The sequence below is a fragment of the Collinsella ihumii genome (genome assembly GCF_030385545.1).
GTDB lineage: Bacteria > Actinomycetota > Coriobacteriia > Coriobacteriales > Coriobacteriaceae > Collinsella > Collinsella ihumii.
Map to the genome: position 1 here is coordinate 1 of NZ_JAUEIQ010000003.1, position 14,630 is coordinate 14,630.

At 62.3% G+C, this 14,630-nt stretch carries 11 protein-coding genes and 2 tRNA genes; 6 read left to right on the forward strand and 7 right to left on the reverse strand.

The window, feature by feature from the left end:
• Both QVN30_RS03840 and QVN30_RS03845 read right to left on the reverse strand, forming a co-directional pair.
• A partial coding sequence (locus tag QVN30_RS03840) for an Ig-like domain-containing protein (protein WP_289835531.1) occupies positions 1 to 2,207 on the reverse strand: 2,207 nt, incomplete at its 3' end.
• A 340-nt stretch (positions 2,208 to 2,547) separates the two neighbouring features.
• Positions 2,548 to 3,087 carry a Crp/Fnr family transcriptional regulator gene (locus QVN30_RS03845; protein ID WP_087200188.1) on the reverse strand — a complete coding sequence of 180 codons (540 nt, stop codon included), beginning with the start codon at positions 3,085 to 3,087 and terminating at the stop codon, positions 2,548 to 2,550.
• A 192-nt stretch (positions 3,088 to 3,279) separates the two neighbouring features.
• Between QVN30_RS03845 and gluQRS the strand changes: the two genes are divergently transcribed.
• Both gluQRS and QVN30_RS03855 read left to right on the forward strand, forming a co-directional pair.
• The gene (gene gluQRS / locus QVN30_RS03850; RefSeq protein WP_289835532.1) at positions 3,280 to 4,230 is read left to right on the forward strand and encodes a tRNA glutamyl-Q(34) synthetase GluQRS; all 951 of its coding nucleotides are present in this window, start codon (positions 3,280 to 3,282) and stop codon (positions 4,228 to 4,230) included.
• Positions 4,231 to 4,352: 122 nt separating this feature from the next.
• Positions 4,353 to 4,443, forward strand: a tRNA-Ser gene (locus tag QVN30_RS03855).
• Positions 4,444 to 4,876: 433 nt separating this feature from the next.
• Here QVN30_RS03855 and QVN30_RS03860 read toward each other — a convergent pair.
• The 3 genes from QVN30_RS03860 to QVN30_RS03870 form a co-directional block, all read right to left on the reverse strand.
• Positions 4,877 to 7,294 (reverse strand): tetratricopeptide repeat protein, encoded by a 2,418-nt coding sequence (locus QVN30_RS03860; RefSeq protein WP_289835533.1) that lies wholly within the window; start codon positions 7,292 to 7,294, stop codon positions 4,877 to 4,879.
• A 255-nt stretch (positions 7,295 to 7,549) separates the two neighbouring features.
• A tRNA-Arg gene (locus QVN30_RS03865) sits at positions 7,550 to 7,626 on the reverse strand.
• A 216-nt stretch (positions 7,627 to 7,842) separates the two neighbouring features.
• Positions 7,843 to 8,193 (reverse strand): hypothetical protein, encoded by a 351-nt coding sequence (locus tag QVN30_RS03870; RefSeq protein ID WP_289826701.1) that lies wholly within the window; start codon positions 8,191 to 8,193, stop codon positions 7,843 to 7,845.
• A 168-nt stretch (positions 8,194 to 8,361) separates the two neighbouring features.
• Here QVN30_RS03870 and QVN30_RS03875 point away from each other — a divergent pair, with 168 nt between their 5' ends.
• Complete coding sequence (locus tag QVN30_RS03875) at positions 8,362 to 9,351, forward strand: dipeptidase (protein WP_289835534.1); 990 nt, start codon at positions 8,362 to 8,364, stop codon at positions 9,349 to 9,351.
• Positions 9,352 to 9,472: 121 nt separating this feature from the next.
• Here QVN30_RS03875 and serS read toward each other — a convergent pair whose 3' ends face one another.
• Entirely contained in the window at positions 9,473 to 10,765 is a 1,293-nt protein-coding gene (serS, locus tag QVN30_RS03880; protein ID WP_066828844.1) for a serine--tRNA ligase, read from the reverse strand.
• Between the two features lie 132 nt (positions 10,766 to 10,897).
• Here serS and QVN30_RS03885 point away from each other — a divergent pair, with 132 nt between their 5' ends.
• Positions 10,898 to 11,068, forward strand: a complete 171-nt coding sequence (locus QVN30_RS03885) for a DUF6724 family protein (protein ID WP_187119094.1) — start codon at positions 10,898 to 10,900, stop codon at positions 11,066 to 11,068.
• A 100-nt stretch (positions 11,069 to 11,168) separates the two neighbouring features.
• On the opposite strand, the gene glyA is transcribed toward QVN30_RS03885, so the two are convergent.
• On the reverse strand, positions 11,169 to 12,419 hold the full coding sequence (gene glyA, locus QVN30_RS03890) for a serine hydroxymethyltransferase (RefSeq protein ID WP_289835535.1): 1,251 nt from the start codon (positions 12,417 to 12,419) through the stop codon (positions 11,169 to 11,171).
• Between the two features lie 377 nt (positions 12,420 to 12,796).
• Here glyA and QVN30_RS03895 point away from each other — a divergent pair, with 377 nt between their 5' ends.
• Both QVN30_RS03895 and QVN30_RS03900 read left to right on the forward strand, forming a co-directional pair.
• Positions 12,797 to 13,795: a hypothetical protein gene (locus QVN30_RS03895; protein WP_289835536.1), complete on the forward strand. Its 999-nt coding sequence runs from the start codon at positions 12,797 to 12,799 to the stop codon at positions 13,793 to 13,795.
• A 215-nt stretch (positions 13,796 to 14,010) separates the two neighbouring features.
• Positions 14,011 to 14,550: a hypothetical protein gene (locus tag QVN30_RS03900; protein WP_066828851.1), complete on the forward strand. Its 540-nt coding sequence runs from the start codon at positions 14,011 to 14,013 to the stop codon at positions 14,548 to 14,550.
• The last annotated feature ends 80 nt before the right edge of the window (positions 14,551 to 14,630 follow it).

Below are 14,630 nucleotides of genomic sequence, written 5' to 3' on the forward strand. Positions count from 1 at the left end.
TTCACGTACATGTACGCGATATCCCCATCCGGGAACATCGCGAACTCCGTCTTGTCGAGCCGCAGCTCGCCCTCCAAGAGGTATGACCCGGGTTTGCTCAAATCCAAGCCATCGACGTCCCAAACAACACTCGATGCGTACGAACTACCATCGGACAAGACGGCCGTGACCTCGGAGTGACCGAATGCCACATCGTTCACATCGACACTCGATCCGACCTCGATGTACGCATATTCGGGCTCGATAAAGCTGCACATCGGCTTGATCTCAGAGGAGGCAACCGTCACTTTGGCGACGACCTGCCCGCCGGTTGCCGCCAGCGCGATCTGCGCTTCCTCTGGAAGCGACTCTGCGTTCTGAACCGTTCCATGTACGTCGACCGTGGCACCGGGCTCACTGAACCGGTCGGCGGAAAGCTCCTCCCACTCGACTGCCGCCGGCACGACGCTACCGTTCTCGAGCTCCACGGGGAACATCTGGGGGAGCTCCGGAACGGTACCCTGCTTGCATGTAAGCGTGAGCAGGCTGTCTGCCGCGGCGTCATCCGCGACCACCCCAGCGGCATCGGCGACATGCACCGTTATCGTTCGGTTTATGATCGTGCCGTAACTGTACGCACCGAACGTGTTTTCGCGCATCTGCACGTCGACTGTAAACGTGTTGCCCGGCGTGCTGTACAGCTCCTCTGGTACCGGAGAATAGAGGTTTGTGAACGTATACTCGCGTCCATCGGACGACTTTACCGTCATCTGCCTCGGGATTTCGGGGGCGACACCGGGCATGGCTACAATCTCGGGCACGAACTCCTGCGCCAGGTCGGCGACGTACACCGTGCACTCGACTTCGATACCGGGCAGAACGATCGGCTCCTCGTCTGCAAAGCGAGCGGGGGTCGATATCTTCCCCTTGACCGTGAAGGACGTGTTCAGCCGGTCCTCGGCGTACAGGGCGGGATTGACCTCGTCCCAGATGATATCGAACTCCTCGGAATCGTAGATGTCCGACCCGTTGCCGGCAGGGTTTGCGGCCCAGATATACGCCGGAAGAAGAGGTGCCTCACCAGGTTCGGTCCACACGCTCATAGCTCTCTTTCCGGAATCCGAGAACATGAAATCGGAGAACTCATCCGGCATCTCGTACACCATGACCGTAGACGAGATCGGATAGGACGTATCTCCGCAGACCAAGTTTCCGGTAATCTTATATTCCCCCGGCGTATCATAGTCAACCTGCGCGTCATCCCATTCCGTCCACGCACCGGGCGACAGCGAAACCTCCTCTGTGCCGCTTGGACCCTCAGCAAGCACGAAGACTTCTGGCGTATCGTATATATCTGGATAACCTGCAAAAGTCCACATATCCGATACCGAACCAACCCCAAGGGGTTTATAGACGTTGTACGTCACATACACGGGGATATCCGTGCCCTTAATCTTCCCGTTTTGTACCACGGTTCCCGGTTGCTCAAAATCCGACATGTCGATGGGATCCCACTCAACCGCCAGATCCAAGCTCCTGCCATCGTAGAGTGTGCACCACATTGTCGGATAAAGATCTGTCCAGCTCCCATCATCAGTCGTGAAGTACGTGTAGGGCCCTGGATTCCAGTTCGCCGCAGCCACCTGATCGGCTTCGACGATGTTGACGGTCACCTCGAGGGCTTGGCCAGAAAATTCCTCCTCATCGCTCACGGTCGTCCCGACAGCCGTATACGTTCCCGCCGGAAGATCAGCGAGCTCCCCATCATATCCGGATACAGTCCACGTTGTTTCGCACTCCGTGCCGTAAGCGTTCTGAACGATCCAGTCCCCTTCTCCGGTCGGATTGCCCTGCTCGTCAGCCCACTGGTGCCATTCGTATTTGAATACCCGTAAAGTGGGAAACTCGAGATATCCCTCCACGGCGTTGACGGAATAGTGGGTAACCCCGTCCTCGTCGGCAACCGCTTCATATATCATTGACGGCTGAGTTTGGTAAACGATATCCCCCGGGTCAGCGTGATCGGGCAAGCCAGGAATACTAGAGCTCCGCGATATGGAATCCTGAGCCTCCGTCGCCATCGCGGACGCGTTGTAGCCGGCACTCTCACCAGTCGTCTCTTCGACAGTGCTCGGCACGGTCTCTTCCGCAAATGCGGGCGCCGCGCCCAGCGACAACGCGGCCATCAGACCGGCGGTGACGGCGATATGCAGATGCTTCCTATTCATGTTGTAACCCCCTATCAAGAACCTCTTCCCGAGGAACTGCAGCAACACAACAGCGACGCGCAATGCGCGAAACGGCGGTTGCGCGGATTGTAGAATCCCGATTTAGGGGGTTGCATTATAAATAGCTAAAAGGGAGCTTGTTTTTCTCCGGACGGTCGAATAAATCGGTCGCATATCCTCCGACTATTATCAAAAAATAACTGGATAATACCATCGTTGATTATTGTTAACGGCCGACCGCGAGCTCACCATCACGCACTAATACATAAAAGAAAACGCCCCCACTTCGTAGAGGCGTCAAACAATCAATACTGCAGCCCAGTCCGCCGTCAGTCCGCCGTCAGTCCTCCTCGGCGCGCAATGCCGAGCGCAGCCTCGAGAGGGTCACCGGGGTCATGCCCAAAAACGTTGCGATGTGACGTCCGGGAACGATGTCGACCACACCGGGGAACTCCTTCAGGAACCACAGGTAGCGGTCCTTGGCCTTGCATTGGCTGACCACGCGCTTGATCGCCCAGTGATAATCCCACGAGCGCAGCAGCAGGAGATTGTAGAGCCTGTTAAGGCCGAGACTCGTTTCAAGCAGATCGATGATGCACTTCATGTCGATCATGAGGACGTCGATGGCGCTCACCGCTTCGAGAAACACGGGCGAGGGGGTCTGGAGACCCGCCGCGGGGGTAAGCACCTCGCCGGGGCGCCACGCGATGCAGTCCGTGGCGTCCTTGCCCGCAGCATCGATGTAGTACCCACGCGCCACGCCGGATATCAGAAGCGTCACCGCCGTCGGAACCTCGCCGACCGAAACGAGCTGATCGCCCTTCCCAAAATGTTGAATGCGCGAAGCAGCGGCGAGGGCAGTGACATCCTCGTCACTCAAAAGGCCGGATCCAATCGCCCGAATAGCCTTCTCTATGCTCTCCCGACCAGTTGTCGACTCGCTCACGCTCTTACCTCCCAACCCGATGTGGGTATCATTGTGCCGTATCGCACTTCCCGACGCATTAGCAGACGACAATACGACCCAGCGAAAGTACACGCAATGGAACTTGTACCATCTAACAACACGTTAATGTATCACACGCCTGTCGGACGCTTCGCCCCCTCCCCTTCGGGCCGCATGCATCTGGGTAATATCTTCTCGGCGCTGGCAGCCTGGCTTTCCGTGCGTTCCCAAAACGGTCGTATGGTCCTGCGCATCGAAGACCTCGATCCTCGATGCTGCGACCCCAAACGCGCGCAGCAGATTATAGACGACCTCCGATGGCTCGGGCTCGATTGGGACGAAGGCCCCATCTACCAGCATGATCGCCTCGACCTGTACCGGGAGGCGACCGCCGAGCTTCACACGGACGGCCTCACCTACCCCTGCTTCTGCACGCGCGCGGAGCTCCATGCCGCCAGCGCACCGCACGCAAGCGACGGCACGCCCGTGTATGCAGGTACGTGCCGCAACCTGACCGCACAGCAGATCGAAGAGCGGCAGCGGGTCCGCCCGGCGGCGCTGCGCCTGCGTGTGCCCGATGCGGACGACCCCGCGGGAACCATCTCGTTTGTCGATCGCGTCTACGGCACCCAAACGGAAACGCTCGCCCGCGACTGCGGCGACTTTCTCATCCAGCGCAGCGATGGCGTGTATGCCTACCAGCTGGTCGTCGTGGTAGACGATGCGGAGATGAGCGTTACCGAGGTCGCGCGCGGCCGCGATCTGCTCTCGTCCGTGCCGCGCCAGATGTACCTGCAACGGCTGCTCGGCTTCGCGCAGCCTGCCTACGCCCATGTGCCCATGCTGATCGCCCCCGACGGGCGCAGGCTCTCCAAGCGCGAGCACGACTGCGATATGGGCGAGCTCAAGCGCGCATTCGATACGCCGGAGCGCCTGCTGGGGCGGCTCGCCGGCGCCGCGGGCATCGCCCCTGACTCAGCCCCGCGCTCGGCCGAGCAGCTTATCGATATCTTCTCATGGGACGCCATCGCCGCCCATCATGCCGACATCGTCATCGACGGTACGTTCTTCGAGTAATCGCAGAAGCGCGCCGGGGCTTGGACAGTCGGGAAGGCGGGCATGTTGTGCAGGCTCGACGCGTGTGCAAATTCTTCTTGCATAGGTACGCATCTGTGCGCTAATATTAGCGTCACTGTTCCGGAGAGCTGACCGAGAGGCCGAAGGTGCTCGCCTGCTAAGCGAGTATTCCCCACAAGGGAATCTGGGGTTCGAATCCCCAGCTCTCCGCCAGTTGAATGCACAAGCCCGTCACCCTCGTGGTGGCGGGCTTTTTGCTGTCGAGGGCGCTGGGGATTCGAACCCGGGAGGGCCCCATGGTGAGCAAAGCGCGAAAGCGCCTTTGCCAGCATGGGTCGCAAGGAGGCCCGCAGGGCCTCCGCAGCGGAAGGCCGCAGCGAAGCGGCGGCCGAATCCCCAGCTCTTCCAGCTAGAGCCGCGGGCTCGCCGCCGCGAGGACGACGGACGTTTTCGCCCAAACGCGCACAGAAGCCTTCATCCCCGACGTGCCCCCAAAGAGGCTCGGCAATTCATGAAAAACCTAACCCGGCTTCGACATTTCCCCAGGAAAGAACTGATTGCCCTCCTACTTTTTCATGAATCTGCAGGGCCAACGGAAGTGCGGCAGGAATCCTGGAGCGCCGAAGCAAGCATCCAGCGCGTGACGCTACTCAAAGAGCAACGACCTGCTGATCACACCAAGCTCATCTTTGCCGTACATCCGCCACATCGCGTAGACGCAACGCGCGGCGAGGTACAGAAAGCCGGCATCCATCAGCTGGACCGCCGCATCCGCCACCTGGTTGTACAGCTCGTCGGTCGGCGGAATCGGCACGCCCGCCGCCTTGGCGATCGTCACGGCCTCCGCGAACCCGAGGGGCTCAGCCAGCCCCATCCGGTTCATGAGCTCGCGCGCCTCCTCTTGCGCCACCGCGGCGATCTGCTCCCCCGCAGGCACCAGTCGATAGCACGCGAGCGCCGTCAGCTTGTCGCCCTCGTTCCAATAGGCAAAGGCCAGCCGATAGAACAGATACGCTATGGCGTCGCGGTCGTACGCAGCCCGCAGCCCGTGCTTGGCGACATCGATGACCTCATCGAACATCTTCTGGCGCGCCAGCGCGCTGATGAGCGTGAAATGCGCCTGCATCGACGTCGTCGCCATGTCCAGCAGCCGCCGGGCCTCGAGAATCGCCTGCTCGACCGCCCCGCAATTGAGGTACATCGAACAGAGCTCGTACTGCGCGAAGAAGAGCGCGTCGGGTGCACGCAGCACGCGAACCGATGGATCGTCGATGAACAGGGGCAAAAGGATGCGCCCCAGATGGTTCTCGCAGAACTGCGTTCGAACCGGCCGGTCCTCTTCCAGCTCCGAGACGGCGCACGCCGTCTGCATCTCATCGATAAAGGCTCCGAGCTTCGCCTCCGCCTGCGCCGGATCGAGAGGACCCTCCCCTTGGAGCTGCGCGAAGCGCATGACGAACTCATCGTCCTTGTCCTCAACGACCTCGAGCTCTCGCGCGAAATCCGCGTGCAGAAGATCGCGAAGCGCCTCGGGCAGCCTACGCGCATCATCACGGGGCGCGGCGGTCCGCTCCGGCGCGGCGATGCGGCGAAAGCGCTCAGAGGTCTCCGAGGCGCGAAGCGCGCTCGCAGCACCTCCCGTCGCCAGCGGAACGCCCACCAGCTCAAGCGCCTTGGGCAGCAGATCGACCATAAAGGCAGTCCTATTGAACGCAAACGACCTATAGGTCTGCCCAATAGGATCATGCTTCTCCACCAAGCAGTTCGAGATCGTGGGGCTCGCCGCAAAGGCCGCGGCGGCAAGCACCATCACGATGCGGCATCCATACTCGGCGGCCGCGCGCTCCCTCGCCCCGTCATCGACATCAGTCCACGAGGAGGATGCCTCGTCGTACAGCGAGCTCGGCATCGACGTCGCGGAGATCTTGGTGAACTGCAGGGCGATGCGGTGGGACTCCTCGCAGTAGTCAAAGCGGTACTCCAGGCGCACCAGCAGGTTGAGCCCCTCGCAGAGCTCCGCCACATGCATCCGGACATCCCATTCGCCGCCAGGCTGGCACGCGACCGTGCCGGGCGCATTCCAGGAGCAGCGCGGCGCGTGGTCGCCCTCCCGGATCAGCCGCCCGACGTGGGAAGTCACCTCTTCGAACCCCATGCGGTCGAGCAGCGAGCACGCCTCCTCGGATGGCGAGGTACTGGCAGGCGACAGCCCCACGCCGATTCTCTTGAGCACCGCCAGCACGCGGTTGAGACGAGACTCGACCCCGTAGAGGAACACCACGTCTTCGGGCGACATCGCCTCGCGGTTGAGGTTGATGTAGAACCCGTCCATGTTCTCGATATGGGCGAGGCTCACCTCGCCCACCGTCACCAGCGTGCGCAGACGAGCCAGGTCGATTTCCGAGAACAGGCTGTGGGCAAACTTCTCGATTCCCGAGGGGTGCTCGTTGCGCTCGATACGAAACAGGAGCGCTGAGATCGCGTCGGTGAGAAGCGCCTCGCGAAAGCCCTTGAAGATCTCGACCGGCGCCGCCAGCTGCTCGGTTCGCGGCACCGTTGCCTCACCCGCATCATCCGTTGCGGACACATGGACCGCCGGTGCGTGGAAGACGCAGTGGCGCAGGAACATCGTTGCCATGAACTCGCGATAGACCAGGCTGTGCTCGGTATTCCACGTCGCCTCTTCCGCGACCTCGCGCATGGTGCCCGCCGTGGACCCCCGAAACGCGCTCGTATGGACCAGACGCCCGTTGTCGGACTTGACGTAGACGTCGCCGACACGGTTTCCCCGCTCGCGCACCAATATAAGGCACGCGTCTTCGTCGGCGGGGACATCGTCGGAGGGCGCAAGCGCCCGGTACACGCGCCCGTCGCCGCTCACCAGGCCCATGATCTTGGCGCGGGAGCGCTCGATGAATTGAACGATGTAGCACACAAAGCCCTGAGGGATAGGGCATGCATCCCACACGATGCCGAACACCGTGCCCGACGGCTGCTCGGGAAGCACGGGAAGGCGCTTGCGACGCGCCAAGAACGAAAGCCTGATCGTTGTCCCCGTCTCCATAGCCACAGCCTCTTCCACGCTTCTCGCACACGCCCGTTTAACGCCTTGTATCCCATTGTGAGCGCATTTTTACACGCTGCATCGACCTTTTCGGCGACAGGCGAGGCATGAGGGCCCCGCAAGCGCAAGATGTCCCGTCTGGCGAAAGATCTCGATGGGAGTCACGCGACTCTTTATACCCGCAGCTCCGAACTCGGGTTTCGCAAGGCATACATAACAAAAAAGGTGCTCCGAAGAGCACCTTTCAATCTCAACTGGTGCGGCGTACAGGATTCGAACCTGTGACGTTCTGATTCGTAGTCAGACCCTCTATCCAGCTGAGGTAACGCCGCAACGCGAGGTATATAATGCTCTCAGAGGGCCCATGAGTCAAGCGCGAATCCCACTTTTCTGAAAATATTTTTTGCCATGCTCAACTACCTGCGAAAACAAGATACATCTCGTCTGTGGCGTTCTTCACAATTGCGTCAAATTCTAGGGAAGCACCGATCAATCGCTTCCGCGCACCGCGATCCCGAGACGCACGAAAGCGCGTATCCGGCACCTCCCTATCGGACGATCCGCGATTCGCTCACGGCATAGGGCACTCCGCCCTCCTTCAGGCACTCCCGCAGCCGCATCGCCCCGTCGTAGCCGGCAAACCGAATCTGAAGCGCAGCGGGAAGCTGCTCCGCGGCGTCAAGCTCCAGCAGCGCTGCGAGCGCCCGAACCCCTTCGGCATCGATGCTCATCTCCACATCATGGGGCGTCTCCTCAAAGCACCACCGCGTAAGCGGTCCGGCACTCGTCTGCCGCACGCGCAGCGACCCCACATGATCGATGATGCCCTCGATGCGCAGCCGCTCCTCATCCGGACCGCTTTCATAGAGCAGAACCCTCGTCTCGTGCCGTTCGTCCATCGCTCCTCCTCTATCGAACATGTGTACGCTATTACTGTACCATAGAATAAGAACATGTGTTCGTGTTTTTGAAAGATTGCAATCTTTCTCAGCGCAGAGGTGCTAGGATGCTTTGGGCACCCGTACCCTGGACGATTGGAAGCTTTCATGGCATTTCCCGTGTTAGATATGCACTGCGACACCGCCGACCGCATCGCCTGGCCCTCACTCGACCCGCTGTTTTACCAGCGTGCGGGCCATGCGCAGTTCAATCCCGATGACCCTGCCGCCGCCGAGGACACCGCGCTCGACGATAACGGCTGCCACCTCTCGCTCAACAAGATGGGGGATATCCCGTGGGCGCAGTGCTTCGCCTGCTTTATCTACGACGAGTTTTCCCCCGAGGAGTCGATCGCGTTCTACCGTCACGTCATGGGCCATCTCGACGATGAGATCCGTGCGCACGCCGACCGCATCGCGCAGGCGCGCACCGCGGCGGACATCCGCCCTCGCCTGGAATCGAGCGGGCACGTGGCCGTGCGCACCATCGAGAACGCGCGCCTGTTCGCCGACGATCCGGACCTCGTCGGCGCGCTTGCAGACGAAGGCGTGCTCATGGCCTCCTTGAGCTGGAATGCGCGCGGTCCGCTCGCAAGCGGCAACGACGCGCCCGAAGCGGGCATCACCGAGCTGGGAGCCGAGATCATCCGCCGTATGGAAGACGCGCGCATGGTTCTCGACGTGTCGCACCTCAACGACACCTGCTTTGCAGACGTGCTACGCCTGACGAAGCGCCCCTTTGTCGCCAGCCATTCGAACAGCCGCGCCGTCTGCGGGCATCCGCGCAACCTCACCGACGCCCAGTTCGCTGAGATCCGCGACCGCGGCGGCGTGGTGGGCCTCAACTACTGTCCCGACTTCCTGCGCGACGACGCCTCGTCCGTCGAGCCCACGTTCGACGACCTGTGCCGTCACGTTGAGCACTGGCTCGATCTGGACGGAGAGAACTCGGTCGCCCTCGGCAGCGACTTCGACGGGACGGACTTGCCGTCCTGCATCTCGTCTGCCGCCAAGGCGCCCGAGCTCCAAGCGGTCTTTGCCGAACGCTTCGGCGAGGAGATCACGCGCAAGCTGTGCTACGAGAACGCCCTGTCGTTCTTCGAGCGCTGGGGACGGTAGCAGAAGCCCGATAACCCCGCGGCGCCCCCGCCATCGGGAGCGCCGCGGGGCTCTTCCACAAAAACGGCGACGAACCCCATCGGTTCGTCGCCGTTTTGCTTGCGTATGGTACTCGCCTCACCTACGCGCGCGGCTCGATGCGCTCGCGGCCTCCCATGTAGGGGCGCAGGACCTCAGGAATCGTGATGGATCCGTCGGGGTTCTGGTAGTTCTCCATGATGGCGGCCATGGTGCGGCCCGTGGGCAGACCGGAACCATTCAGCGTGTGCACGAAGCGCGTGCCCTTGAAGTGCTCGGGATCGCGGTACTTGATGTTGGCGCGGCGAGCCTGGAAGTCACCGCAGTTCGAGCAGGAGGAGATCTCCTTGTAGCTGTTGTAGCTCGGCAGCCACACCTCGATGTCGTAGGTCTGGCGCGCGGAGAAGCCCAGGTCGCCGGTGCACAGGCTGATCACGCGATAGGGCAGCTCGAGCAGCTGCAGGATGTGCTCGGCCTCGGCGACCATGGACTCGAGCTCGTCGTCCGACGTCTCGGGCGTGGCGAACTTGACCATCTCGACCTTGGTGAACTGGTGCTGGCGGATGATGCCGCGCGTATCGCGGCCGGCGGAACCAGCCTCCTCGCGGAAGCACGGGGTGCCCGCGGTGTACCACAGCGGCAGGTCGGCGGCGTCGAGCACCTCGCCGGCGTGCAGGTTGGTGAGCACAACCTCGGCGGTGGGAATCAGGAACTGGTCGTCGCCCACGTGGTAGGCGTCGTCCTCGAACTTGGGCAGCTGGCCCGTGCCGTACATGATCTCGCGGTTGACGACCACCGGCGGGATGAACTCGCGGAAGCCGGCAGCCAGGTGCGTGTTCAAGAAGAAGCTCTCGAGAGCGCGGTCGAGCGTGGCGCCGTCGCCGGACAGCACCGTGAAGCGACCGCCGGAAAGCTTGGCGCCGCGCTCAAAGTCGAGGATGCCGAGATCCGTGCCCAGATCCCAGTGCGGCTTGGCCTCGAAGCCCTCGGCAGCGAAGTCGCGCGGCGTGCCCCAACGACGGCGCTCGGGGTTCTCGGTCTCGTCCTTGCCCACCGGGGTCGCCTCATACGGCAGGTTGGGCAGGTGCGCCATGAAATCGGTGAGCTGCGCCTCGAGCTCGGAGCGGCGGGCGGCAAGGCCCTCGATCTTCTCGTTGACCTCGCGCACGGCCTCCTTGGCCGCCTCGGCCTCGTCGCGCTTGCCCTCGCGCATGAGCACGCCGATCTTCTTGGACTCAGCGTTGCGCGTGGCCTGCAGCTCCTCCACCTCGGCGATCACCGAGCGGCGCTCGTCGTCGAGCTCGAAAAACTTCTCACGGTCCCACGAGGTCTGGCGATGCGCCATGGCGGTATCGATCGCGTCAGGGTTCTCGCGGACATATTTGATGTCAAGCATGATGCCTCCAGTTGGAACGCGCCCGCCCGAATACTGCACCGATGTGCAATTCAGGTTGGCGTCATGACTGTGCACAGGCAAGTATATACTTGTGTGAGTTTTTTCCGAAGTAAGAAGGCGAGAAGGCATCAGATGGACGCGTTTTTTTCCTTTTTGTTCGGCACGCGCGAAGGCGTAGCCGTGCTGTTCGTGGCAGGTATCCTCATTTTCGGCATCGTGGCCTTCGTGCTCGAGAAGCGCACGCATAAGCTCTATGTCGACCGCGGGCCCAAAGAAGACGGCGACGACGATTTCTGGGGATAGGAAACCGCTCGAACGAAACCGATGGGTAACGAGGCAGCGTCCTCGCGCCGGCAGCACCGGCACGAGGACGCTGCCTCGTCGTTTTCGACCCGCTACCGGCCTATAACCCGGGGTACAGCGCATGCGCGGCGAGCAGCTCGTCCACGCGGGCGCGGACGGCGCGCACGACCTCGTCGTCTTGCGCATGGAACACCGTGCGCGCAATCAGAGCGCCGATCTCGTGGAACTCCGCCTCGGTGAAACCGCGCGTCGTGGCGGCCGCGGACCCCACGCGGATACCGCTGGTCACGAACGGAGAGCGCGGCTCCCCGGGGATCGCGTTCTTGTTGACCGTCAGCCCCGCCCGTTCCAGCACGCGCTCCGCGTCTTTTCCCGTCACGTCCGCCGGCGTCAGGTCCACCAGGCACAGATGGTTGTCGGTGCCGCCGGACACCAGGCGCAGCCCGCCCTCGGTGAGTCCCTCTCCCATGGCGGCGCAGTTGGCGACCACGCGGTCGATGTAGACGGCGAACTCCGGGCGCAGCGCCTCCCCGAACGCCACGGCCTTGCCCGCAACCACGTGCATGAGCGGTCCGCCCTGCGTGCCGGGGAACACCGCCTTATCGATGGCGCGCGCAAGCTCCTCGTCATTCGTGAGGATAAACCCTCCGCGCGGCCCGCGCAGCGTCTTGTGGCTCGTCGAGGTCACGACATCCGCGTACGGCACCGGCGACGGATGCGCGCCGGTCGCGACGAGGCCGGCGATGTGCGCCATGTCGATCATGAGGCGCGCGCCGACGCTTTTCGCGATCGCGGCCATGCGCTCGAAGTCGATCGTGCGCGGATAGGCGCTCGCCCCGCCGACGATCAGCGCAGGGCGCTCGGCATGCGCTAGGCGCTCGAGCTCGTCGTAATCGATCGTCTCCGTCTCGAGGTTGAGCCCGTAGGGGATGAACCGATACAGGCTGCCCGAGAAGTTGACCGGGCTTCCATGAGTGAGGTGGCCGCCCTGATCGAGGCTCATGCCGAGCACGGTGTCGCCCGGCTTGATGAGCGCCGTGTACGCCGCCATGTTGGCGTTCGCGCCCGAATGCGGCTGGACGTTGGCGAAGCGACAGCCGAACAGCTCGCATGCCCGCGAGCGCGCAAGGTTCTCCACGCGATCGACCTGCTCGCAGCCGCCGTAATACCGGCGCCCCGGATAACCCTCCGCGTACTTGTTGGTCAGCACGCTGCCGACCGCTTCCATGACGGCAGGGCTGCAGAAGTTCTCCGATGCGATGAGCTCGATGGAGGTGCGCTGCCGTCCGAGCTCGGCGTCCATCAGGGCCGCGAGTTCGGGATCGGTTGCCTTCAGATGCTCGAGTGCCATGCGTACCTCCTTGTGCCATCGCGTCAGGAGACGCGGGATGCAGAGCAATGTTTTCACCCTACGCCGAGGGGCGTCTATGCGCCAGAGCCAATCGATGGGCGCACCCGAACACTCCGTGCGCGGGACGGCGTTCTCGAAAATCTCTGTTAGACCACCGTGGATACGGGGCGCTTCCGTTCCGGCTCGCAGGGGCCGCAGGTGCCGCCGGATGGGTTAAAACGAACCCGTCCCCAAGCAGCTCACCGCGATGGGTTGGAGCGAACCCGTCCCCAAGCAATCCACCCGCCATTCGCACTGACCAAGCGCTTACCATGCTCGCGCGCGCAGCCGGTATATACTTGCATCAGCATTGAACCCAACGGGAAAGCGAGGCGCCCATGAGCCGTCATGATTCCCATATCGACCCGTTCAACGCCGGCGAGCCCGAACTCCCGTGGGAGGCACCCGATGAGGTGCCCGCAGACCAGCTCGACACGGGTCCGCAGAGCGTGGACGGATATCAGAGCCCCGTTAAGCAGCCCGATGCCTACGATGCGCCCGATAAATCCGAATCATCCGCAAAAACCCGAACCAGACCTGCCAAGAGGCGTCCACAGAAGCCCTGGACCAACCGGAGCCCGCGTCCCGAGGAGCCCCGATCCCCTCGCAAGAAGCGCGGATGCGGATGCGGCACCGTCATCCTCATCTTCCTCATCATCGACCTCGTCTTTTTCGGCATCGGCTCCATCCCTATGTGCACCAGCGGGGCCCTTTCGGAGCTGATGGGCGATGATGCGCCGGTGGCATGGGATTCCGAGTTCCTGTCCACCGATGCCGCAGATCCCGATGACCCCACCGATGACGAAGTCGCCGTCGAAGAGCAGGCACGCGCCCTGCTCGAGACCATCGCCGCCCCGGACAGCCGCGCCCGCACTCTCATCATGGAGGACTTCGCCCAGATGTTCCAGCAAACCCTGGGCTACACTCCCTATGACTTCGGCATCGATCCCGGTAGCTATGCCGACTGGGCTCTCACCGACTTCAGCTATACGATCACGGACGTCTACGCTTTCGATGACAGCGGCGATGAAGCGGACGGCTCGGTGTTCTTTGACGCCACGACGCGCGACGCGCGCGGCTTTACCGACGAGTTCTATATGCGCGTATTCGACTACCTGCAAGAACAGGGCCTGACCGACAGCACGGTTGTCATGCCCAACGACCAGCAGCGCGCCGAGGTCCAACGGTTATTCAACGAAACGCTCGCCAGCCACGAGCAGGGGCGCACCGAAACAGAGGTCGCCATGCTCGAGTTCACGCGCGAAGGCGATACATGGCAGGTGACCGACGAGAGCTACACGGATACCGCAAGATACCTGTTCTACCTGTATTCGTAACGCTTAACGACGCGCTGCGCGAGGGAATCCGCATATCAGGAACGTGTAAGGGTTGCGCCATCTCCGGGCTGCAGGCCTGGATTCCATATACCGTGAAAGCATCAGATCCGTCGCGATGAAGCCGCCCGTCGATGCTATGGCGCAGCTCGTCATCGACCCAACGACGACGGCATCCTTGAGCATCGAGCGGGCACTCGTCCCAAAAGGAGGATTGTATGCGCGCGCTTGTTGTGTACTGCTCTCAAACAGGTTCGGCACAGACCTACGCCGATTGGCTCGCCGAGGACCTTGGCTGCCCGTGCGTGCAGCTCGACCGGCTTGACCGTGACGGAGCCGATGCCGACCTGATCGTGCTGTGCACCTGGTTCCACGCCGCCTCGATGAAGGGCTCCAAGCAGTTCAAGGCGTATATGGCCGCCCATCCCGAAAAGCGCTACGGCGTGGTGGGCGTGGGTGCCACGCCCATGCCGTGCGACGAATGGCCCGAAAGCGAGATCGAGGAGGCGTTCCGCCGCTCCTTCCCCGCCGCGGAATATCCCGATCTCCCTTGGTGCTACTGCCAGGGGAATTTTCACTTTGAAAAGCTCGGCGCACTCGACAAGATCGCCATGCGCATCTACTTCCGCATGCTCGAAAGCCAGATCAAGCAGGGCGAGACGCGGCAGGTCACCGCGCTGCAGAGCATGCGCGAGGGTTTCGACGGGTGCGATCGGCGCTATCTGAAGCCGTTCGTCGAACGCCTGAAGAAGCTCTAACCGATGCAAATTGGGGGACGTACCTTCCGCATGCACTTCTGCACGCCGAAGGTACGTCCCCCATTTGCATAAGTGCAAGC

Coding starts and splice junctions, on each gene's coding strand:
- gluQRS (WP_289835532.1), top strand. CDS start 3,280: ATGTATCACACGCCTGTCGGACGCTTCGCCCCCTCCCCTTCGGGCCGC.
- QVN30_RS03860 (WP_289835533.1), bottom strand. CDS start 7,294: ATGGAGACGGGGACAACGATCAGGCTTTCGTTCTTGGCGCGTCGCAAG.
- QVN30_RS03870 (WP_289826701.1), bottom strand. CDS start 8,193: ATGGACGAACGGCACGAGACGAGGGTTCTGCTCTATGAAAGCGGTCCG.
- QVN30_RS03875 (WP_289835534.1), top strand. CDS start 8,362: ATGCACTGCGACACCGCCGACCGCATCGCCTGGCCCTCACTCGACCCG.
- serS (WP_066828844.1), bottom strand. CDS start 10,765: ATGCTTGACATCAAATATGTCCGCGAGAACCCTGACGCGATCGATACC.
- QVN30_RS03885 (WP_187119094.1), top strand. CDS start 10,898: ATGGACGCGTTTTTTTCCTTTTTGTTCGGCACGCGCGAAGGCGTAGCC.
- glyA (WP_289835535.1), bottom strand. CDS start 12,419: ATGGCACTCGAGCATCTGAAGGCAACCGATCCCGAACTCGCGGCCCTG.
- QVN30_RS03895 (WP_289835536.1), top strand. CDS start 12,797: ATGAGCCGTCATGATTCCCATATCGACCCGTTCAACGCCGGCGAGCCC.
- QVN30_RS03900 (WP_066828851.1), top strand. CDS start 14,011: ATGCGCGCGCTTGTTGTGTACTGCTCTCAAACAGGTTCGGCACAGACC.